Consider the following 20,008-nt stretch of genomic DNA (forward strand, 5'->3'; position numbering starts at 1 on the left):
GCTGGGCCGCCACGGGTCAGTGGCCGAGCGGCCGCCGGGGAAGCGGGGACGAGTAGACCACGCTGGTCGTCACCGAGCCGAGCGCGCCGATCCTGCCGGAGACCTCCTCAAGGTGCTTCATCGAGCGCGCCGCGACCTTGATCACGAAGCAGTCGTCGCCGGTGACGTGGTGCGCCTCAAGGATCTCCGGCGTCACCTCGACGAGATCGTGGAACGGCTTGTAGTGCCCGTTCGGATAGCGCAGCCGTACGAACGCCAGGATGGGCAGGCCGATCCGCTCGGGGACGACCACCGCCGCGTACCCCGCGATCACCCCGGCCTCCTCGAGGCGCTTCACCCGCTCGGTGACGGCGCTCGCGGACATGGAGACGGCCCGCGCGAGCTCGGCGTAGCTCGCCCGGCCCTCGCGCTGGAGGACGTCGAGGATGCGCCAGTCGGTGGCGTCGGGGGTGTACGGGGATTCACCGGTCATGCGGCAGGAATAGCAGGGACATCCCCGGCAGATCAAGGGCGATGCCGGGGATCGCCACTTCAGGAAGATCGTCAGGGACCGTAGATTTCTGGTCGAGGGCGGCACGGTCGTGCGGCCCGCAGAGATCCGCCCGGGAGGCCGACATCATGACCGCGACCACCACCGTCACCCCCAGCTCCGTACTCCGGGTGCCCCCGGCGTCCCCCGCCGCGGCCGCCGCATACTTCGGCGCGAGCCTCGCCTTCCACGCCGACGTGTCCGACGTCGCCTCGGCGCTCGCCGCGGGCGGGGACCCGGGCTTCGTCGTCATCGACACCCGCTCCACCGCCTCGTGGGACCAGGGGCACGTACCCGGCGCCGTCCACCTGCCCACCGCGCTCATCGCCGAGCAGGCCGAACGGCTCCTCGACAAGTCCGTGCCTGTCGTCACGTACTGCTGGGGCCCGGGCTGCAACGGCGCCACGCGCGCCGCTTTCGCCCTCGCCGAACTCGGCTTCAAGGTCAAGGAGATGCTCGGCGGCTTCGAGTACTGGGCGCGGGAGGGCTTCGCGTACGAGACATGGGAGGGGACCGCGCAGCGCGACGCCGACCCGCTGACGGCGCCGGTGGACTCGGACGACTGCGGCTGCTGAGCGAGCGCCGGGAACGTGGAGGTGCGGGCGGCAGCCGCCAAGTGCCGCCGCCCGCAGTCGAGTTACAGCTGGGACAGCTCGTCCACCAGGTCGTCGAGGCCCAGCGACCCCTGCGAGAGAGCCGCCATGTGCCAGGCCTTCGCGTCGAACGCGTCCCCGTGCCTCGCCTGCGCGTTGGCGCGGCCGAGCAGCCACGCGCGCTCGCCCAGCTTGTAGCCGATCGCCTGCCCGGGGATGGACAGATAGCGGGTCAGCTCGCTCTCCACGAAGTCCGCGGGCCGGCTGCTGTGCGCGCCGAAGAACTCCTGCGCGAGGGCGGGCGTCCACCGCTCGCCCGGGTGGAACGGCGAGTCCGCCGGGATCTCCAGCTCCAGATGCATGCCGATGTCGACGATGACGCGGGTCGCGCGCATCATCTGCGCGTCGAGATATCCGAGCCGCCGCTCGGCGTCCGTGAGGAAGCCCAGCTCGTCCATCAGACGCTCCGCGTACAGGGCCCACCCCTCGGCGTTGGCGCTCACCATGCCGACGCTCGCCTGGTAGCGGGAGAGGCTGTCCGCGACGTGCGTCCACTGCGCGATCTGGAGATGGTGACCGGGCACGCCCTCGTGGTACCAGGTGGAGACCAGGTCGTAGACGGGGAACCGGGTCTGGCCCATCGTCGGCAGCCACGTGCGACCCGGCCGCGTGAAGTCCTCCGACGGCGCGGTGTAGTAGGGCGCCGCGGCGCTGCCCGCCGGGGCGATCCTGGACTCCACCTTCCGTACCCGCTCCGCGAGTTCGAAGTGTGTGCCGTCGAGGGCCTCGATCGCCTCGTCCATCACGTCCTGGAGCCAGCGCTGCACCTCCTCCACGCCCTCGATGTGGGTGCCGTGCTCGTCGAGGTGCGCGAGCGCCACCCACGGCGTCGCGGCGCCGGGCAGGATCTTCTCCGCCTCGGTCCTCATCTCGCCGAGCAGGCGGTGGTACTCCGCCCAGCCGTACGCGTACGCCTCGTCGAGGTCGAGGTCCGTGCCGTTGTAGTAGCGCGACCAGCGGGCGTACCGCTCGCGCCCCACCGTGTCGGGCGAGCCCTCGATCGCGGGCGCGTACACGTCGCGCATCCAGTCGCGCAGCTCGACCACCGCGGCCGTCGCGGCGCTGCCGGCCTCGTCGAGCTCGGCGCGCAGCGCGTCGGGCCCGTCCGCGGTGAAGTCCTCGAACCAGCCGCGCTCTTCGCCCGCCCACTCGGTGAGCTGCTCGATGAACGTGGCGGTCGGCCGCGGTCCGCCGTGGAGCTTCTTCTCCAGGCCCAGGGCCAGGGTCTCGCGGTACCCGGCGAGCGCACCGGGCACGGCGCGCAGCCGCTGTGCGACGGCCGCCCAGTCCGCGTCCGTCGCGGTCGGCGTGAGGGTGAACACCTCCCGCATGTTGTGGACGGGCCCGCCCAGATTGGTGACGGCCCGCAGGTTCTCCTCGGCGTCGTGCACGGCGAGTTCGGCCGTGAGCCGCTCCCGCAGGAGCCGGCCGCAGCGGCGCTCGGCCGCGCTGTCGGCCCCGGGCCTGCGCTCGGCCTCGTCGAGCCGCGCGAGGGTCGCCCGCGCGAGACCGGCGAGGGCCTCCTGACCGGCGGGTGAGAGGTCGGGCAGCTTGCTGTGGCTCTCGGGCACGCCGAGGTAGGTGCCGGTGACGGGGTCGAGGGCGATGAGCTCGTCGACGTAGGAGTCGGCGACTTCGCGCGGGAGCGGTCCGGTGACGGCTGCTGCTGTGGCTGACGAATCTGACATGCCGCCATCGTCGTACGGGGCGGGGGGCCGCGTCATCAAGATTCACCGACGGCGTCGGCGGACGGGGGCAGCAGCGGGCCGCACTCCCACTGCTGGAAGATCAGCCGCGTCTCGACGCGCGCCACCTCGCGGTGCGCCGTGAACTCGTCGAGCACCAGCCGCTGGAGGTCGGCGGGGTCGCGCACGGCGACCTGCACCAAGTAGTCGTCGGGGCCCGTCAGATGGAAGACCGACCGGGCTTCCGGCAGTGCCCGGATCCGCTCCACGAACGGGCCGACCAGCTCGCGCCGGTGCGGCCGCACCTGCACCGAGAGCAACGCCTGGAGCCCGCGGCCCAGCTTCGCCGGGTCGAGGCGCAGCTGATGCCCGAGGATCACGCCGGACCGGCGCAGCCGGGTCACGCGGTCGAGGCACGTGGACGGCGCGACGCCGACCTCCGCGGCGAGGTCCCGGTAGGTGATGCGGGCATCGTTCTGGAGGAGGCGCAGTATGTGCAGATCAACCGGATCAAGTACGACAGAATCAGCCATCGGCCGAACGTAGCACGGGGTTTGTCCGCCGAACCCCGGCCGTTGTTCAGGCTTTCGCCCATGGACAACGACCTGTACGCAGGGATGCGCCCGGGCCCCGCCCACCGGCGCGCCCTGGCCACCGAAGCCGTGCACGCCGGCCGCGACGACCTCGCGGGACTCGGTCTGCACGCCCCGCCCATAGACCTGTCCACCACCTACCCGTCGTACGACAGCCGCGGCGAGGCCGCCCGCATCGACGCGTTCGCGGCGGACGGCGTCCTCGACGAGGGCCCGCCGGTGTACGCCCGGCTCGGCAACCCGACCGTCGGCCGCTTCGAGACCGCCCTCGCCCGGCTCGAAGGGACCGAGAGCGCGGTCGCCTTCGCGAGCGGCATGGCGGCCCTGACCGCGGTGCTGCTCGTACGCAACGGCGCCGGGCTGCGCCATGTCGTCGCCGTCCGGCCGCTGTACGGATGCAGCGACCACCTCCTCACCGCGGGGGCGCTCGGCACGGAGGTGACCTGGGTGGACCCGGCGGGCATCGCGGACGCGATCCGGCCCGACACCGGGCTCGTGATGGTGGAGTCACCCGCCAATCCGACGCTCGCCGAGCTCGATCTGCGGGCCGTGGCCCACTCGTGCGGAACGGTGCCGCTCCTCGCCGACAACACCTTCGCCACACCGGTGCTCCAGCGGCCCGTCGAGCACGGCGCGCGGCTGGTGCTGCACAGCGCGACCAAGTTCCTCGGCGGGCACGGGGACGTCATGGGCGGGGTCGTGGCCTGCGACGAGGCGTTCGCCCGGCAGCTGCGCCAGGTGCGGTTCGCGACGGGCGGCGTGCTGCATCCGCTCGCCGGATATCTGCTCCTGCGCGGCCTCGCGACGCTGCCGGTGCGCGTCCGGGCGGCGTCGGCGACGGCGGCCGAACTGGCGGCGCGCCTGTCCGGGGACCCGCGTGTCGCGCGGGTGCACTACCCGCGGATCGGCGGCGCGATGGTCGCCTTCGAGACCGTGGGCGACCCGCACGAGGTGATCCGTTCGGTCCGCCTGGTCACGCCCGCCGTCAGCCTCGGCAGCGTCGACTCGCTCATCCAGCACCCGGCGTCCATCAGTCACCGCATCGTCGACGCGGGCGACCGCAGGTCGGCGGGCGTGAGTGACCGGCTGCTGCGGCTTTCGGTGGGACTCGAGGACGTCGAGGACCTGTGGGCGGACCTGGACCGGGCGTTGGGGGAGCCGGGCGCTGTTACGGGGCGTGCGGCCGAGGTGCGCCTGCGGGTGCCGGAGTGACGTAGAGGAGCTTGCCCGGACCGGAGAGAAGCAGGAGGGGACCGGTCCGGGCCGGAGAGAAGCAGGAGGGGACCGGTCCGGCCGGAGAGAAGCAGGAGGGGACCGGTCCGGGCCGGAGAGAAGCAGGAGGGGACCGGTCCGGGCCGGCTCGCGCGGAGCCGGTCCCGGCCGGAGCGGACCTCAGTGCCGGTCGGCCTGCTCGTACGCCGCGCGGGGCCCCTCGTACGGCAGCCGCGACCTGACCGGCGTCGCCTCCAAGCGCGCTGTGATCACCAGCGTGCCCTCCTCGATCTGGTAGTCGAGGGGCAGTCCGAGGCCGCGCATCGCCGCGACCATCCCGGTGTTGGACGCCTGCGTGACGGCGTACACGCTCTCGCAGCCCGCCTCGATCGCCATCGCGACCAGGCGGCCGAGCAGCTCGGTGCCGATGCCGCGGCGCTGCCAGTCGTCCTCGACGAGCAGCGCGATCTCCGTCTCGTCGCCGTCCCACAACAGATGTCCGAGGGCGACGATGCGGCCCGAGGTGGTCTGCGCGGCGAGCGTGCGGCCGAAGCGGGGGCTGAGCAGGTGGTTGAGGTAGCGGTCCGCGTCGCCGACGGGCCCGTGGTAGCGCTTGCTCAGGGTCGCGCGGGAGCAGCGCTCCTGCATGGCCTTGGCCGCCTCCACGTCGTTCGAGTCGGCCCGGCGCACGGTGATCGCGTTCCCCTCGCGGAGCGTCAGGACGTCCTGGCTGCGGGGGATGCGCGGGCCGAGCCGTGCGTCGAGCTCGACCAGGGCGCGGGCGCGCGCGAACTCGGTGGGCGTGAACGGCAGATACGGCCGCTCCACGGTGATCACGCCGCCTTCCGGGGCCCGGAGCCGTATCACGGTCCCTTCGAGTGCCCCCTCCACGGGCGCGCTCTCGGTCCTCCGGCCGCTCATCGTCGTGGCCGGGAGCGACCTGATGGTGCACCGGCCGAGCAACTGGCGCAGGGCGAGCGGGAGTTCGGCCGCGTCCAGGGCCGTGCGCGTGGCGAGACCGAGGATGCGGGTGGGCGCGTCCACGAGGTCGTGGGCGTCGGCCCGCTCGATCCAGGTGCCGGAGCCGCCGGCCAGGGACACGACCCGGGTGAGTCCGGCGGCGGGCAGGTCCTGCGGCGCGCGCAGCAGGAACTCGTCCACGGTGCCCTCGCCCAGCGGATGCGTCTGGAGGCTCAGGATGTCGACCCGCAGCGGGGTGAGCGCCGTGCACAGTGCCGCGAGCGACCCCGGCTCGTCACGGACCGTCGTCCGCATGCGCCACAGCGCGGTGGCCGTGGCCTCGTTCGTCGCCGGCTGGCCGTCGCCCGCGGGGACCTCTGTGTCGGGCCGTTCCGACCGCCCGGCGCGCTCCGTGGGGAGCCGCCGGGCGTCGGTATCGCCTGTCGGGGGTGCGTGGTTGTGGCGGCGTGCCCACCATGTGTGGAATCCGGCCGTGGCGAGGAGCGCGACCGCCGAGATGGCGAGCAGCGCGGGGCCGTCGGGGCCGTGACCGACGACGTTCGCCACGGCGTCCGCGACGGCCACGGCCGTGAACAGGGCGGCGAGCTCGACGACGTCGCGCCGCCAGTGGTGGACGGGGCGGCCGTTCTTGGCCCGCCTCACATCAGACATGTCTAGACTCATGTAGCCACTGTGAAGGAACGGTGTTGCGTGATCACGAACGCTTTGTGACCGATGGGTAAAGAATGCTTATGTCCCCTTTGGCTGCTTTGGCCCTCTACTGGCCGACCCGCCCCGGCTGAAGCACCTTGGAGAACAGCACGTCGCCGCCCTGCTGCCGCAGCCGTACCGTCAGCTCGCCGCTGCCGCCGTCGATGTCGACCTCGCCGAAGTACTGCGGGGTCTCCATCGGCGACGTGTTGGCCCGGTCCGGCGCCTTGACGAAGCTCTGCTCGGGACCGAAGGTGGCGTCCAGCTTCACCGCCGGGAAACCGCCCGCCGCCAGCGGGCCCGAGACGAACTCCCAGAACGGCTCGAAGTCCTGGAACGCGGCGCGCGAGGGGTCGTAGTGCTGGGCCGACGTGTAGTGCACGTCCGCGGTGAGCCACAGCGTTCCCGTGATCCGGTCGTGCTTGATGTGCCGCAGCAGCTCGGCGATCTGCAGCTCCCGGCCGAGCGGAGCTCCCGGATCGCCCTGCGCGACGGCCTCGAAGTTCACCGCGCCGTCGGCCACGACCAGGCCGAGCGGCATGTCGGAGGCGATCACCTTCCAGACGGCCCGCGACCGGGACAGCTCACGCTTCAGCCACGCCAGCTGCCGCGCGCCGAGGATCCCGGTCGCGTCGTCGGGCTGCCGGCCCGGGGAGTTGGCGTTGCGGTACGAGCGCATGTCGAGCACGAACACGTCGAGCAGGGGGCCGTGCCGCAGGACCCGGTACACACGGCCCTCGTCGTCGCCCGGCGGCAGCGTGGAGACGGGGAAGTACTCGCTGAACGCCCGCAGGGACCGCGCGGCGAGGACGTTCGTGTCCTTCTCCGTGTAGCGGGCGTCGTCAAGGATCTGGCCCGGATACCAGTTGTTGTGCACCTCGTGGTCGTCCCACTGGACGATCGACGGCACCTGCGCGTTGAAGCGGCGCACGTTCTCGTCGAGGAGGTTGTAGCGGAACGCGCCGCGGAACTCGGCCAGCGTCTCGGCGACCTTGGACTTCTCCTCGGTCGTGACGTTCCGCCACACCCGGCCGTCCGGCAGCGTGACGCTGGGCAGGATCGGGCCGTCGGCGTAGATGTTGTCACCGCTGCACAGGAAGAAGTCCGGGTTCAGGGCGCGCATGTCCTCGTACACGCGGTAGCCGCCGATGTCCGGGTTGATGCCCCAGCCCTGGCCCGCGATGTCGCCCGACCACAGGAAGCGCACCCCGTCGCGGCGGCCCACGGGGGTGGTGCGGAAGGTGCCGGTGACGGGTTCGCCCGTGCGGCGGGGGTCGTCGGGGTCGGCGAGCACCACGCGGTAGTGGATCTGCTCGCCCGGCGGCAGGCCGCGCAGGCGCGTGGTGCCCGTGAAGTCCGTGCCCGCGCCGATCAGCGGCCCGTGCCACCTGGTGGACCGGCGGAACGACTCCGTCGCGGAGGTCTCCACGATCATGCGGGCGGGCCGGTCGGAGCGCGTCCAGATCAGCCCCGAGTGCGCGCCGACGTCCCCTGCCTGAACACCCCACGCCGCCTTCGGGCGACCCGACAGCGCGAAGGCCGGGGCTGCGGCCGGGCCCACGACGGGCAGCGCCAGGGCGGCCGAAGCGGCGAGCGAGCCGCGCAGCACCCCGCGGCGGCCGGGCAGAGAACTCGGCGGACGGTGTGACATGAATACGCCTCCAGAAACGGGTTCCGACAGTGCGGTGCCACCACTGCGTGGGCGCCGCGGCGAAGCCACACCTACGGGCTCACCACGGCGCACACGCGAACCCCAAGTGAACAACTGCCCCTGGGGATCCGGGAACCCGGCGCGCTGCGCCGCCTCACCTGCCCCACGCCGCGGCTCACGCGCGCGTGGCCCCCTCGCGAGCCGCGCGCGCCAGGAGACGTACGCCGTCCGCGATCCGGGCCGGCGGCAGATGCGCGTACCCAAGGACCAGCCGCACTCCGCCGTCGCCGCTGTCCGAGGTGCCGTAGTGGCTCAGCGGGCGCACGGTGACCCCGGCCGCCGCGGCCCGTTCGAGGAGCGCCTCCTGTGACCCGTAGCGCCCGGGGAGGCAGGCGATGACATGCAGCCCGGCGGCGATCCCCGTCACCTGAGTGCCCGGCAGATGTTCTTGGAGCGCGGCCACGAGGGTGTCGCGCCGCTCCCGATAGGCGCGCTGGCAGCGCCTCAACTGGCGGTCGTAGTCGCCGCGCTCGATGAAACGGGCCAGGAGCGCCTGGTCGAGGGCGGGGTTGCCGAGGTCCATGTAGCGCTTGCGCTCGACGACCTCGTCGGTCAGACCCGCGGGCACCACCACCCAGCCGAGCCGCAGCCCGGGGGCGAGCGACTTGCTCACCGAGCCCGTGTACGCGACATGCTCCGGGTCGAGCCCCTGGAGCGCCCCTACGGGAGCGCGGTCGTATCGGAAGTCACCGTCGTAGTCGTCCTCGATGACGAGGCCGTCCACCGACCGTGCCCAGTCGAGGAGTTGAGTGCGGCGCGCCGGTGCGTAGGCGATGCCGGAGGGGAACTGGTGGGACGGCGTGGTCACCGCGGAGCGCACCCCCGCGTCCCGCAGCGGCCCGAGTGCCAGCCCCTCGCCGTCCAGGGACAGCGGGGTCGTGCCGACACCGGCCGAGGCGAACAGCGCACCGAGATCGGGGCTCCCCGGGTCCTCGACGCCCACGGACCGCTCCCCGCGCGCGTGCAGCACGAACCCCAGCAATGTCACCGCCTGTGCCACTCCGGAGCAGACGATGATCCGCTCCGGATCGGCGACCACACCCCGCCGCCGCGCGAGGAGTTCCGCCAGCGCGGTACGCAGCCGGGGGATGCCCCGCGGATCCGGGTAGCCCAGCATGTGGTGCGGCAGTTCGGCCAGCACGCCGCGCTGCGCCGCCGCCCACGCCGCCCGCGGGAACAGCGACAGATCGGGGCTGCCCGCCACGAAGTCGGCGCGCGTGCCCGGCGGGCGGGGCGCCAGGTCCCGCACACCGGCCGCCGCCGCGGCGCGCACCGCCCCGCCCACCCAAGTACCCGCCCCGCGCCCGCTGCGCAGATACCCCTCGGCGGTCAGCTGCTCGTACGCCTCGGTGATCAGCCCGCGCGAGACGCCCAGATCCGCCGCGAGATCGCGGCTCGACGGCATCCGCGTCCCGGGCGCGAGCCGCCCCGACCTGACGGCGTCCCGCAGCGCGGCCTGGAGACCGCGTCCACGCGCGCGTGCGGGTGCCGATGCGGCGGTGAGTAGTAACTCCCAGGCGGCGGACGATGGTTGGCCGCCACCGTCCGCCGCACGCGGATTGGTCCCCGATGGCGTCATGAACGTGGACCTTAATCCGGGCCGCCGCTCTGCCTAGCGTCAGGGCCATGAACGCGCACCCGATCCGAGGGGCCCTCCCGGCCGCCCTCGCCTGCGTCCTCGTGGGCGCCTCCTTCACCGCCAACAGCGTCCTGGGCGACTACCCGTACGCCGGCGGCCAGTTCCTCCGCTACGCCCTCGCCTGCGTGCTTCTGCTGCCGCTCCTCCGCCGCGGCGGCACGGCGCCGCTGCGCCGCCTCACCGGCCGCCGATGGGGGCGCCTCGCACTGCTCGCGGCCGTCGGGATGGTCGGTTTCAACCTCGCGGTGCTCGCCGCCGAGCGCAGCGCCGAACCAGCTGTCCCAGGTGTCTTCGTCGGATGCGCCCCGGTCGTCGTGGCCGTGCTCGTACCCCTGCTCGCGGGCCGTCGGCCCCAACGGGTCGTCCTCTACGGGGCGTTGCTGGTCGCCGTCGGCGCGTTCACCGTCCAGGGCTGGGGGCGCACGGACACGGCCGGCCTCCTGTTCTCCGTGGGAGCCCTCGTCGGGGAGGTCGGTTTCGCCGTCCTCGCGGTGCCGGTGCTGCGGGTTCTCGGCCCGAAACTGCTGTCCTGCACGGTCTGCGGGGTCGCGGCCCTGGAATCGGCCGCGGCCGGCGTGGTGCTCGACGGGGCGGACATGCTCCGCGTGCCCGACGCCACCGAGGCGACGGCGCTGCTGTGGCAGGCCGCCGTCGTGACAGTGATCGGCTTCGTGTGCTGGTACATCGGCATGCAGCGCATCGGCGCCGAGCGCGCCACCCTGTTCTCCGGCCTCATCCCCGTGGCGGCGGCGTGCACCGCGCCACTTGTCGGCACCGGGACGTACGGCGCCGCGCAGGCCGTCGGCAGCGCGCTCGTCGGCGCCGGAGTGGCGCTGGGCTCCGGCGTGTTCGGCGCGCGGTCAGCGACTGGTGTCCAGGATGACGCGGGAGACGAGCGCCGGGTCGTCGCTCATGGGGACGTGACCGCAGCCGGGCAGCCGCACGAGGCGGGCTCCCGGAACGGCGTGCTTGGCCCTGATGCCCTGGCGGCGCAGCAGCAGCCGGTCGCGGGTGCCCCAGGCGACGGTCACCGGGATGTCCGGCACGTCGTCCGTGAACTGCACGTCCAGGCCCGCGGCGAGGGTCTGCGCGAACCCGGGGGCGTGGCGCAGGGCCAGGGTCTCCGCGACGACCGCATCGGGTGAACGGCGGCCGGGGCGGGCGTAGATGGTGCTCGTCAGGGCCGTCCGGCCCGCAGCCGACCGGGACAGCCGCTCGATCGCGGGAACGGGCAGCGCCCGCGCCCCCTGCCGCATCGCGCGCAGCGTGCCGAACGCGTAACGGCGCTCGGCCTGCGACCAGAACCCGCCGGGCGACAGTGCGGTGACCGACCGTACGAGCTTCTCGCGGCCGAGCTCCAGGGCAAGCAGACCGCCGAGGGAGTTGCCCGCCACGTGCGGCCGCTCGACGCCGAGGGCCGCGCAGAGCGAGCCGAGCGTCGCCGTCACCGTCGGCAGGTCGTAGGAGACGCCGTCGGGCAGCGCGGGAGAGGCGCCGAAGCCCGGCAGATCGATGGCGATCACGTCGCGTTCGGCGGCCAGGACCGGGATCACGGGGGCCCAGGCCTGCCAGTGGTGGCCGATCCCGTGCAGGAGAAGCAGGGGCTCCCCGGTGCCCACGCGTTCGTACGCGACGGTCACCTCGCGGGGGCCGTCGGGGGTTTCGATACTGAAGGACACCTCTGTGGCCATGTCGCTCCCTGTCCCCGACGCCGGCGCGACGGTTCCTTAGACTGCTTGTCAGCAACAATTACCGCTCAGTAGCGTCCAGTTCAAGGGGGGACGGGGGAGCGAAGCCCGGCGCGGAGCCGTCTGTGGTCACCGACGCACCGATTCCACCTGGACACATGGCGCCGCGTCCGTTGGGATGTATGGGTGGCAACCGACACCGTGATTGAGGTCTTCGAAGAACACCGGCCGGTCCTGATGGGGGTCGCCTATCGCATGCTGGGCCGCGTGGCCGACGCCGAGGACGTCGTCCAGGACGCCTGGCTGCGCTGGGCGCAGGCCGACCGCGACGAGGTGCGCGAACCGCGCGCCTACCTCGTCCGCGTCGCCACCCGCCTGGCCATCGACCGGCTGCGGCAGGCGCAGACCCGGCGCGAGGCGTACGTGGGTCCCTGGCTGCCGGAGCCGCTGGTCACCGACTTCGGGCCGACCGTGCCCGACACCGCGGAGGCGGCCGTACTCGCCGAGTCCGTGTCGCTCGCCGTCCTCGTCGTCCTGGAGTCCCTCTCGCCGCTGGAGCGCGCCGTGTTCGTGCTCCGCGAGGCGTTCGGATTCCCGTTCGCCGAGATCGCCACCACGCTCGAACGCAGCGAGTCCGCCGTGCGCCAGCTCGCGGGACGTGCCCGCAAGCACGTGGACGAGCGCCGGCCGCGCTTCGACGTCGACCCCGTCGAGCAGCGCGACCTCACCGAGCGCTTCCTCGCGGCCGCGACGGGCGGGGACCTGAAGGGCCTGATGACGATCCTCGCGCCCGACGCGCGTCTCGTCGGCGACAGCGGCGGCAAGTCCAAGGCGCCGCTGCGCGTCATCGAGTCCGCCGACAAGGTGGGCCGCTTCCTGCTCGGGGCCGCCAAGAGCGGCGGCGCCGGATTCACCTTCCGGATCGTGGAGCTCAATGGAGGGCCTGCCGTGCTCGCCCTCGTCGACGGCAAGCCGGACAGCGTCTTCCAGGTCGATGTCGCCGACGGCCGCGTGCAGTGCGTATACATCGTGCGTAACCCGGACAAACTGATGTCGCTCGCCTGACACTCTCGCCGCGGCCCTCTCACCGCCTTCTCCGTGGCCGCCCTTGTGGCACCGAAGCCCCCGCCCCGACAGGGCGGGGGCTCTCGTCGTTTCGCGAACGCGGTGTGAACGCTCTGCGGACCGTCATGAACGCTCTGCGGCACAGCCCCCCGCGGGCCCCGGAGCGGACCGACGATTGGTCTTGACCAAGTCGGAGGGCGGGCCTACCCTCGCAGAGATAGTGCAGGAACCTTTAATAAACAAGGGCGCTAAACACAGCCGGGACACGGCGATTGCGGAGGACAGGGTGGGGACCACGCAGTTGGAAACGGCGCCGGAGCCGAAGTACTGGCACCTCAAGACCGTGCTGACCGAGGCACTCGACTCCGAGTTCGCCGTGGGAGAGATCCTGCCGAACGAGCGGGACCTCGCGGCCCGCTTCGGAGTCGCCCGTGCCACGCTCCGCCAGGCGCTCGAACAGCTCGAACTCGAAGGCAGGCTCCAGCGCCGCCGTGGCGTGGGCACCACCGTCGCGCCGCCCCGTGTGGGCGTGGCGGTCGACTCGACCGACGACCAGGAGTGGCCCGAAGCCGCCGACGGTGACGCCTGGCAGGCCGTCGACAGCGAGCTCGCGGTGCCGCCGCCCGCTGTGGCCCGCATCCTCGGCACCGCGCCCGACGAGCGCGTCCACCGGGTGCGCCGCACGCGCGTGTCGCACGGCCAGCCCGTCGCCGCCGAGCTGCTGTACGTACCGTCGTCGTCCGTGCCCGAACTCTCCGCCATAGACGCCCCGTCGGGGCCCTCCCGCGCGCGCTCCGTGCTGCGTGAGCTGCGGCGGCTCGGGCTCGAGGGGCAGGACCGCGCCGTCGAGCTGGGCTCGGCCCGCGCCGACGACGCGAAGGAGCTCGACCGGCTGCCGGGGGCGCCCGTCCTCGTCGTCACGACCCGGTTCTTCAGCGAGGGCGAGACCGCCGCGGTCTCCGTGGCCACCTACCGAGCCGACACGTGCCGCCTCACCTTCGGCGACTCGGGCGGCGTCGAGATCCACCACGGCCCGGACCGCCGCGCCTCCTGACCCGCGCACGCCGCAGCCCGGGAGCGCGCACCGCAATCCGCGCACGCCGAGCGCGCCGCATTCCGCAAAGGCCCACCGTGATCCTTCACGGTGGGCCTTCGGCGTCTGGCGCGTTCCGGTTAGCGGCGCGCCGTGACCGTGCCCTCGACGGCGAACAACTGCTCTTCGACATGATCCAGCGCGAGCCGCAGCGCCCCGGTCGCGACCGCCGCCTCGCCCAGCACCGACAGGGCCACGCGAGGCGGCCGCAGGCAGTAGCGGGCCAACTCCCGGCGCAGCGGCTCCAGTACGCCGTCCAGGCCGGCCGCCCAGCCGCCCACCACGACCAGCTCCGGATCGAGGGCGAGCACCAGCGCCGCCACGTCGTGCACCAGCCGCTGGAGGAACCGGTCGACGGCCGCGCCCGCCCGCTCGTCGCCCTGGCGCGCGAGAGCGAAGACCTCCGCGACGGCCTGCTCGTCGAGCGGGTGCAGCGGCTCGTCCGTCGTCGAGAGCAGCGTCTCGGGACGCACCTCGCGTCCCAGCAGGTGCAGTGCCCCGATCTCCCCGGCCGCGCCGCCGTACCCGCGGTGCAGCCGGCCGCCGATCAACGCGCCGGCGCCCGGGCTGAGTCCCGCCAGTACGAACACGATGTCGTCGGACTCGGTCGCCGCGCCCTTCCAGTGCTCGGCCACCGCCGCGGCGTTCGCGTCGTTCTCCACCAGGACCGGGCACTTGAAGGAGCGCCGCAGCCGCTCGCCCAGCTGAAGCCCCGTCCACTCAGGAAGGGCGGTGCCGAGGCGCACGGTGCCGTCGGCCTCCACGATGCCGGGGCTGCCCACGCCGACCGCCCGCAGCGAGTTACGGGCGACGCCCGCGCGGCGCAGCAGGTCCGCGACGGCGGTCCGCAGCCGCTCGATCCGCTCGTCGGCCGGAGCGGTCTCGTCGACGTCCTTCGCGGCGGTGCCGAGCACCTTGCCGTCCAGGTCCGACAGGACCGCGGCCACGCGGTGCGGGCCGATCTCCAGACCGAGCAGATGCCCCGCCTCGGCCCGGAAGCGGAACCGGCGCGCGGGCCGCCCCTGACGCCGCGCACCGCTGTCGTCGACGGCCGTCTCCACGACGAGCCCCGCCGTGATGAGCCCTTCGACGACGCCTTCGACCGTGGGCCGGGACAGCCCGGTGACCCGGGTGATCTCGGTGAGCGTCGCGAGATCCGTGGCGCGCAGGGCATGCAGCACCACCGCGGAGTTGATCCGCCGTAGCAGAGAGGGGTCCCCGCCGGTCAGCCGCCCCAACGTCCGTCCTCCCAGCTCGCGCGCGTGTTGGGCGGATCGTACTCGCCGCGGCACACCCCTGCGAGCGCGGGTGCGCTTCTGGGACGGGGGACGCTCAGCCGGGCGAGACGAAACCGGATTCGTAGGCGGCGATGACGGCCTGCGTCCGGTCCCGCGCCCCGAGCTTGGCGAGGACGGCGCTCACATGCGACTTGACCGTCTCCGTGCCCACGACGAGGCGGCCGGCGATCTCTGAGTTGGACAGGCCGCGCGTCATGAGGCGCAGCACGTCCGCCTCCCGCTCCGTGAGCGCCGCGCGGTCCATCGCCTCGCGTGCCGACGTGTTGCCGTACTCGGCCGCGAGGCGCCGCACGGCCGCGGGGAACAGCAGCGAATCGCCCTCGGCCACGAGTCGGACCGCGTTCACGATCTCGGCCGGCCGCGACCGCTTCAGCAGGAACCCGTCGGCGCCCGCCCGCAGCGCCCCGTACACGTACTCGTCGTTCTCGAACGTCGTGATCACGAGGATCTTGGGCGGTTCGGACACACTGCGCAGCACCGCGCGCGTGGCCTCGATGCCGTCCAGGAGAGGCATACGCACATCCATGGCGACCACGTCCGGACGCAGCTGCCGGACGAGCGGGATCACGGCGGCGCCGTCGGCCGCCTCGCCCACGACCTCGATGTCCGGCTGCGCCGAAAGCACGGCGCGCAACCCCGCGCGGACCAGCGGTTCATCGTCGACAAGGAGCACGGTGAGCGGCATCCGGACAGCGTAGGCGAGCAGTCGGGGCTCAGGGGGTGACGGGGATCAGCCGAGCGGCAGCGCGACGTGCACCCGCCACTGCCCCTCGTCGGGACCCGTCCGCGCCCGTCCGCCGAGAAGCGCCGCCCTCTCGCGGATGCCCCGCAAACCACTGCCGGTCCCGCTGCCCCGGCCGTTCACCGGCGCGCCCACCGGAAGCGGATTGCGTACGTCGAGCCACAGGCGGGCGTCGTCGACCGTGACCGCGACCCGGATCGGGACGGTCCCCGAGTGGCGCAGCACGTTCGTCAGCGCCTCCTGAAGGATGCGGTAGCCCTCTCTGGAGACGGGACCGGGCACCGTGTCCAGCGCACCGAGCACCTTCGCGTCGACCTCCGCCCCCGAGGCGCGCGCCGAGTCCAGAAGGCGGTCCGCCTCCGTGAGCGTGGGCCGGCGGCTCGCGGGCTGCCCCGACTCGCGCAGCACCAACAGGACCCGCTCCAGGTCCTCCAGGGCTGCCCTGCCGGTCTCCTCGATGGCGCCCAGCGCGCGGTCGGTGAACGCCGGGTCGGCGGCGGCCCGTGCCGCGCCCGCCTGCACGACGGCGACGGTCAGCGCGTGCCCGATGGAGTCGTGGAGTTCGCGGGCGATGCGATTGCGTTCGAGCAGCTGCTCGGTGCGCTCCTCCAGGGCGGCCAGACGCTCCGCCGCGGACGGCCCGAGCAGGCCGAGGGCGGCCGACGCCATCAGGCGCCCGGCGAGCGCGACCACTCCCACAAGTACCAGCGGCGGCACCGGCACGAGGAACGCGTACGCCCAGCCGTACCCCGGCACGGGGATGAGGGACTCGGCCTCGGCGGGGCCGCCCGACGTTGCGTTCACCAGTTCCAGCGCGAGAGCCATGAGCTGGCCTGTCACGAACGCGATCGCGCAGCCGGCCCACAGACGCAGCACCAGCCACACCGCGGTCCTGCCCCGGTCGCGCCACGACACCGACGGTGCCACGGAGACACCCGTCTCCCCTGGAGCCGAACCGTCCTCCACGCGCGCGTGCGCACCGGGAAACAGCATCAGGCGGGCCTGAAGCCCCTCGGCCCTGCGGACCACGGGGATCACGGCGGCCGCCATGAGCAGCGGGACCGGGATCAACAGAATCAGCGCCCAGTCGCCGTACCCCGGCCGGGTGAGCCCCGGGTACACGGACCCGCACACGAGGGCGATGATCGCGCCGACGAGGAGGTGCAGCCAGCGGGTGTACGTGACCGCGCGGGTCAGCGGCGCGAGGAGGCGGGACATGCCGCCATCGTGCCAGCGGTGCGGGTGCGGACGGCTCCCTCTCACGGGGGAGACGCTCTCCGCGCCCGGGGGAGGACCCGGCGGGGGCGCGGCCGGAAGGCTGGAGCCATGACCAGCATCGACGTCCAAGAGCTCACCAAGGAGTACGGCACGACCCGCGCCGTGGACCGCCTGACGTTCAGCATCGGGCCCGGCCGGGTCACCGGATTCCTCGGCCCGAACGGCGCCGGAAAGTCCACCACCATGCGCCTCGTCCTCGGCCTCGACCGGCCCACGTCGGGCACCGCCACACTCGGGGGCCGTCCCTATGCCACGCTCGGAGAACCCCTGCGCGAGGTCGGCGCCCTCCTGGACGCCCAGGCCGCCCACGGCTCCCGTACCGCCCGCGACCACCTCCGCGCGCTCGCCGCCTCCCACCGCATCCCGGTGCGGCGGGTCGACGAGGTCATGGAGCTCGCCGGGATCGCGGCCGTCGCCGGGCGCCGGATCAAGACGTTCTCGCTGGGCATGCGCCAGCGCCTCGGCATCGCCGCCGCACTCCTCGGCGACCCGCGGGTCGTGATGCTCGACGAGCCGTCGAACGGCCTGGACCCCGAAGGCATCATCTGGATCCGCGAACTGATGCGCGGCCTCGCCCGCGAGGGCCGTACGGTCCTCGTCTCCAGCCACCTCATGAACGAGACCGCCACGTTCGCCGACCATCTCGTCGTCCTCGGGCGGGGCAGGCTGCTCGCCGACACCTCGATGCAGGACTTCATCGACGCGCACAGCGAACGGCGCGTCCGCGTCCGCACCAGCGATCCCGCGAGCCTGCACGCCGCGCTTCGCCGCAAGGGACTCGAAGCCCTGGCCACCGGCGACGGCCGCTGGACCGTCGCAGGGGCGCGCGCGGAGGAGATCGGCGCGCTCGCCGCCACGGACGGCATCCCCGTCCTCGAACTCGCCGACGAATCAGCCTCCTTGGAGGAGGCCTACCTCGCCCTCGCCGCGCACGCCACCGAGTTCGCGTCCGCCGCAATGCCCCTCCAGGAGGCCTGACGATGTCGACCACCGCCGTGCTGCGTTCCGAATGGACCAAGGTGAGATCGGTGCGCGCCAGCGCCGGCTCACTCGTCGCGGTCTTCGCCACGACCGTCGCCATCACCATCCTGGCCTCTGCCACGGTCGGACAGGCCGAGGCGGACAACGAAGGAGCCGACCTTCTCTTCGGAGCCTTCTACGCACTCAACTTCGGCCAGATCGCGGCCATCGCCTTCGGCACGACCGCCGTGTCGTCGGAGTACCTCAACGGCGCCCTGCGCGTGTCCCTCGCCGCAGTCCCCAACAGGAATCTCCTCTACGCCGCGAAGATGACGGTCGTCGGCGTCCTGGCCCTCGTCGCGGGCCAGCTCACCTCGTTCGTCACGTTCCTCTCGGGGCAGGCGTTCATGGGGTCGTACGCCCTCGGGCTCGGCGATCCGGGCGCGCTGCGCGCCTGCGTCGGAGGCGGCCTCTATCTCGCGCTGATGGCCCTGTTCGCGGCCGGTCTCACCGTCGTCCTGCGCAGCGCGGTCGCCGTACTGAGCCTGCTCATCCCGTTCATCCTGATCGTGTCCTTCGTCGTGGGCGACATGGCCGCCTCCGTCGCCGACTTCCTGCCCGACCACGCCGGGCAGCAGGTCCTGCGCCAGGACCCGGCCGGCACGCTCGGGCCGTGGACCGGGCTCGCCGTGACCGCCGCCTGGGCGGCGGCCGCGCTCCTCGCCGGATGGTGGGCGCTGCGCCGCAGGGACGCGTGACGGCAGGGACTCGTAACCGCCGTACGCCCCGCCAAATGTCAGTGGTGGCCGCTTTACTGGACGTCATGAGCACCGCACGGCATCTCGCGACGATCGACCTGCTGCGCTCCCGTGAGTTCCCCGCGGAGCACGGCAGATCGGACGCGGGCTCCGGCGGACCGGGTTACCACATCGCGGAGTTGGCGACGTGCGACGAGCTCCGGGAGCCGGCCCCCGGGGGCGCCGCTCAGGACCAGTGGGTCGCCGACCGGGACGGGCTCTCCTCGGTGCTCACCGAGCGCTGGGGGGAGCCGCAGTGGTTCAGCCTGTGGAGCGTCAGCCTGCGCGCCGTCGAGGGCGGGGAGGACATACCGGAGCCCTGGGCCGCGCTCAGCGCGTATGTTCCGGACGTCCAGTTGTGGCAGGCCGACGGGCGGTGGATCGTGCTGGGCATCCCGCTCGGCGCGGAGGACCTGCCCTTCCGGCTCGTCGCCGCCGTCACGGACGTGGACCCGCCCTGACCCCGCGCCTGGACCCCGTATGCGGGAACTCCCGTGCCACCATGGGATCTTGGCAGCGGATCATGGCACGACCGAGGCGAGGGAGAGCACGTGAGCGAGCAGAGCGGGCAGGAGCCGGGGGAGCGGATCGCGAGCCACATCGCGCACAACGCCCGCGTGTGGAACTACTGGCTCGGCGGCAAGGACCACTACGAGGTGGACGAACGGGTCGGCGCCCAGGTCACGTCCATGTACCCCAGCATCGGCGAAGTGGCGCGCGCCGACCGGGCCTTCCTCGGCCGCGCCGTGACCTACCTCGCCGGCCGGGCAGGCATCCGCCAGTACCTCGACATCGGCACGGGCCTGCCCACCGCGGAGAACACCCACGAGGTCGCCCAGCGCATCGCCCCCGACTCGCGCGTCGTCTACGTCGACAACGACCCGATCGTGCTCACGCACGCCCGCGCGCTCCTCACCAGCACGGACGAGGGCGCCACCAGCTATGTGGACGCGGACGCGCACGACCCGGCGGCCATCCTCCGCGCCGCGTCCGGCACCCTCGACCTGGGCCGGCCGGTCGCGGTCATGATGCTCGGCATCCTGAACTTCATCCTCGACACCGCCGAGGCCACGTCCATCGTGCGCCGCCTCTTGGACGCGGTCCCCTCCGGCAGTTACCTCGTGGTCACGCACCCCACGCTGGAACTGGGCGGGGAGGGAAACGAGGCGGCGATGCGCTTCTGGAACGAGAACGCGACGCCGCCGATCACGGCACGCGGCCGGGCCGACATCGAGGGCTTCCTCGACGGACTCGACGTCCTGGAGCCGGGCCTCGTCTCCTGCGCGCGCTGGCGGACGGACGGCGCCGACGAGGGGCCGCTCGTCGCCCAGTTCGGCGCCGTGGCCCGCAAGCCCTGACGCATGCCCTGACGCAAGCCACCGCGCAACCCGTCA

Annotated in this window: 19 protein-coding genes and 1 pseudogene; 9 read left to right on the forward strand and 11 right to left on the reverse strand. The window is 73.1% G+C overall.

The genetic code is table 11. The annotated features are described in order from the left end of the window. Positions 1–16: 16 nt before the first annotated feature. Positions 17–472 carry an Lrp/AsnC family transcriptional regulator gene (locus tag ACWIGU_RS36870; RefSeq protein ID WP_116500112.1) on the reverse strand — a complete coding sequence of 152 codons (456 nt, stop codon included), beginning with the start codon at positions 470–472 and terminating at the stop codon, positions 17–19. Continuing rightward, complete coding sequence (locus tag ACWIGU_RS36875) at positions 462–641, reverse strand: hypothetical protein (RefSeq protein ID WP_454406024.1); 180 nt, start codon at positions 639–641, stop codon at positions 462–464. Before ACWIGU_RS36875 ends, ACWIGU_RS36870 begins: the two co-directional genes overlap by 11 nt. Here ACWIGU_RS36875 and ACWIGU_RS36880 point away from each other — a divergent pair. Next, the gene (locus tag ACWIGU_RS36880; RefSeq protein WP_454406026.1) at positions 619–1,104 is read left to right on the forward strand and encodes a rhodanese-like domain-containing protein; all 486 of its coding nucleotides are present in this window, start codon (positions 619–621) and stop codon (positions 1,102–1,104) included. The two genes, ACWIGU_RS36875 and ACWIGU_RS36880, sit on opposite strands and share 23 nt — an antisense overlap. Positions 1,105–1,166: 62 nt before the next feature. On the opposite strand, the gene ACWIGU_RS36885 is transcribed toward ACWIGU_RS36880, so the two are convergent. Together ACWIGU_RS36885 and ACWIGU_RS36890 are read right to left on the reverse strand one after the other, a co-directional pair. Next, entirely contained in the window at positions 1,167–2,870 is a 1,704-nt protein-coding gene (locus ACWIGU_RS36885; RefSeq protein WP_454406027.1) for a DUF885 domain-containing protein, read from the reverse strand. A gap of 35 nt (positions 2,871–2,905) precedes the next feature. Continuing rightward, entirely contained in the window at positions 2,906–3,400 is a 495-nt protein-coding gene (locus ACWIGU_RS36890) for an Lrp/AsnC family transcriptional regulator (protein WP_454406028.1), read from the reverse strand. Positions 3,401–3,460: 60 nt separating this feature from the next. Here ACWIGU_RS36890 and ACWIGU_RS36895 point away from each other — a divergent pair, with 60 nt between their 5' ends. After that, positions 3,461–4,672 (forward strand): trans-sulfuration enzyme family protein, encoded by a 1,212-nt coding sequence (locus tag ACWIGU_RS36895; RefSeq protein ID WP_454406029.1) that lies wholly within the window; start codon positions 3,461–3,463, stop codon positions 4,670–4,672. 180 nt (positions 4,673–4,852) lie between these two features. Here the strand turns inward: ACWIGU_RS36895 and ACWIGU_RS36900 are convergent, their stop codons facing one another. From ACWIGU_RS36900 to pdxR, 3 genes are all read right to left on the reverse strand, one after another. After that, positions 4,853–6,304: a GNAT family N-acetyltransferase gene (locus tag ACWIGU_RS36900; RefSeq protein ID WP_454406031.1), complete on the reverse strand. Its 1,452-nt coding sequence runs from the start codon at positions 6,302–6,304 to the stop codon at positions 4,853–4,855. A gap of 106 nt (positions 6,305–6,410) precedes the next feature. Further along, positions 6,411–7,994 (reverse strand): alkaline phosphatase D family protein, encoded by a 1,584-nt coding sequence (locus ACWIGU_RS36905; protein ID WP_454406032.1) that lies wholly within the window; start codon positions 7,992–7,994, stop codon positions 6,411–6,413. 175 nt (positions 7,995–8,169) lie between these two features. Beyond that, positions 8,170–9,633: a MocR-like pyridoxine biosynthesis transcription factor PdxR gene (gene pdxR, locus ACWIGU_RS36910; protein WP_454406033.1), complete on the reverse strand. Its 1,464-nt coding sequence runs from the start codon at positions 9,631–9,633 to the stop codon at positions 8,170–8,172. Between the two features lie 47 nt (positions 9,634–9,680). Between pdxR and ACWIGU_RS36915 the strand changes: the two are divergent. Next, positions 9,681–10,037 (forward strand): annotated as a pseudogene (locus ACWIGU_RS36915) (EamA family transporter); the annotation flags it as partial. Between the two features lie 516 nt (positions 10,038–10,553). On the opposite strand, the gene ACWIGU_RS36920 reads toward ACWIGU_RS36915, so the two are convergent. Further along, positions 10,554–11,384: an alpha/beta fold hydrolase gene (locus ACWIGU_RS36920; RefSeq protein ID WP_454406034.1), complete on the reverse strand. Its 831-nt coding sequence runs from the start codon at positions 11,382–11,384 to the stop codon at positions 10,554–10,556. A 183-nt stretch (positions 11,385–11,567) separates the two neighbouring features. Between ACWIGU_RS36920 and ACWIGU_RS36925 the strand changes: the two genes are divergently transcribed. After that, positions 11,568–12,446, forward strand: a complete 879-nt coding sequence (locus ACWIGU_RS36925) for an RNA polymerase sigma-70 factor (RefSeq protein ID WP_454406035.1) — start codon at positions 11,568–11,570, stop codon at positions 12,444–12,446. A 286-nt stretch (positions 12,447–12,732) separates the two neighbouring features. After that, the gene (locus tag ACWIGU_RS36930) at positions 12,733–13,500 is read left to right on the forward strand and encodes a GntR family transcriptional regulator (RefSeq protein WP_454406036.1); all 768 of its coding nucleotides are present in this window, start codon (positions 12,733–12,735) and stop codon (positions 13,498–13,500) included. A 119-nt stretch (positions 13,501–13,619) separates the two neighbouring features. Here ACWIGU_RS36930 and ACWIGU_RS36935 read toward each other — a convergent pair whose 3' ends face one another. The 3 genes from ACWIGU_RS36935 to ACWIGU_RS36945 all read right to left on the reverse strand — a co-directional run bounded on the left by ACWIGU_RS36935 (position 13,620) and on the right by ACWIGU_RS36945 (position 16,797). Further along, positions 13,620–14,777 (reverse strand): ROK family transcriptional regulator, encoded by a 1,158-nt coding sequence (locus tag ACWIGU_RS36935; RefSeq protein WP_454406037.1) that lies wholly within the window; start codon positions 14,775–14,777, stop codon positions 13,620–13,622. 94 nt (positions 14,778–14,871) lie between these two features. Next, a complete protein-coding gene (locus ACWIGU_RS36940) occupies positions 14,872–15,522 on the reverse strand; it encodes a response regulator transcription factor (protein WP_356280021.1) in 651 nt (216 codons plus the stop codon). A gap of 45 nt (positions 15,523–15,567) precedes the next feature. Beyond that, on the reverse strand, positions 15,568–16,797 hold the full coding sequence (locus ACWIGU_RS36945; RefSeq protein ID WP_454406038.1) for a sensor histidine kinase: 1,230 nt from the start codon (positions 16,795–16,797) through the stop codon (positions 15,568–15,570). Positions 16,798–16,905: 108 nt separating this feature from the next. On the opposite strand from ACWIGU_RS36945, the gene ACWIGU_RS36950 reads away from it, so the two are divergent. From ACWIGU_RS36950 to ACWIGU_RS36965, 4 genes are all read left to right on the forward strand, one after another. Then, positions 16,906–17,835, forward strand: coding sequence for an ABC transporter ATP-binding protein (locus ACWIGU_RS36950; RefSeq protein WP_454406039.1), 930 nt, complete (start codon positions 16,906–16,908; stop codon positions 17,833–17,835). A 2-nt stretch (positions 17,836–17,837) separates the two neighbouring features. After that, the gene (locus tag ACWIGU_RS36955) at positions 17,838–18,575 is read left to right on the forward strand and encodes an ABC transporter permease (RefSeq protein WP_454406040.1); all 738 of its coding nucleotides are present in this window, start codon (positions 17,838–17,840) and stop codon (positions 18,573–18,575) included. 65 nt (positions 18,576–18,640) lie between these two features. Then, positions 18,641–19,075 carry a hypothetical protein gene (locus ACWIGU_RS36960; protein ID WP_454406041.1) on the forward strand — a complete coding sequence of 145 codons (435 nt, stop codon included), beginning with the start codon at positions 18,641–18,643 and terminating at the stop codon, positions 19,073–19,075. 90 nt (positions 19,076–19,165) lie between these two features. Beyond that, positions 19,166–19,972 (forward strand): SAM-dependent methyltransferase, encoded by an 807-nt coding sequence (locus ACWIGU_RS36965; protein WP_454406042.1) that lies wholly within the window; start codon positions 19,166–19,168, stop codon positions 19,970–19,972. The last annotated feature ends 36 nt before the right edge of the window (positions 19,973–20,008 follow it).

It is taken from the genome of Streptomyces sp. NPDC055400 (assembly GCF_053644375.1).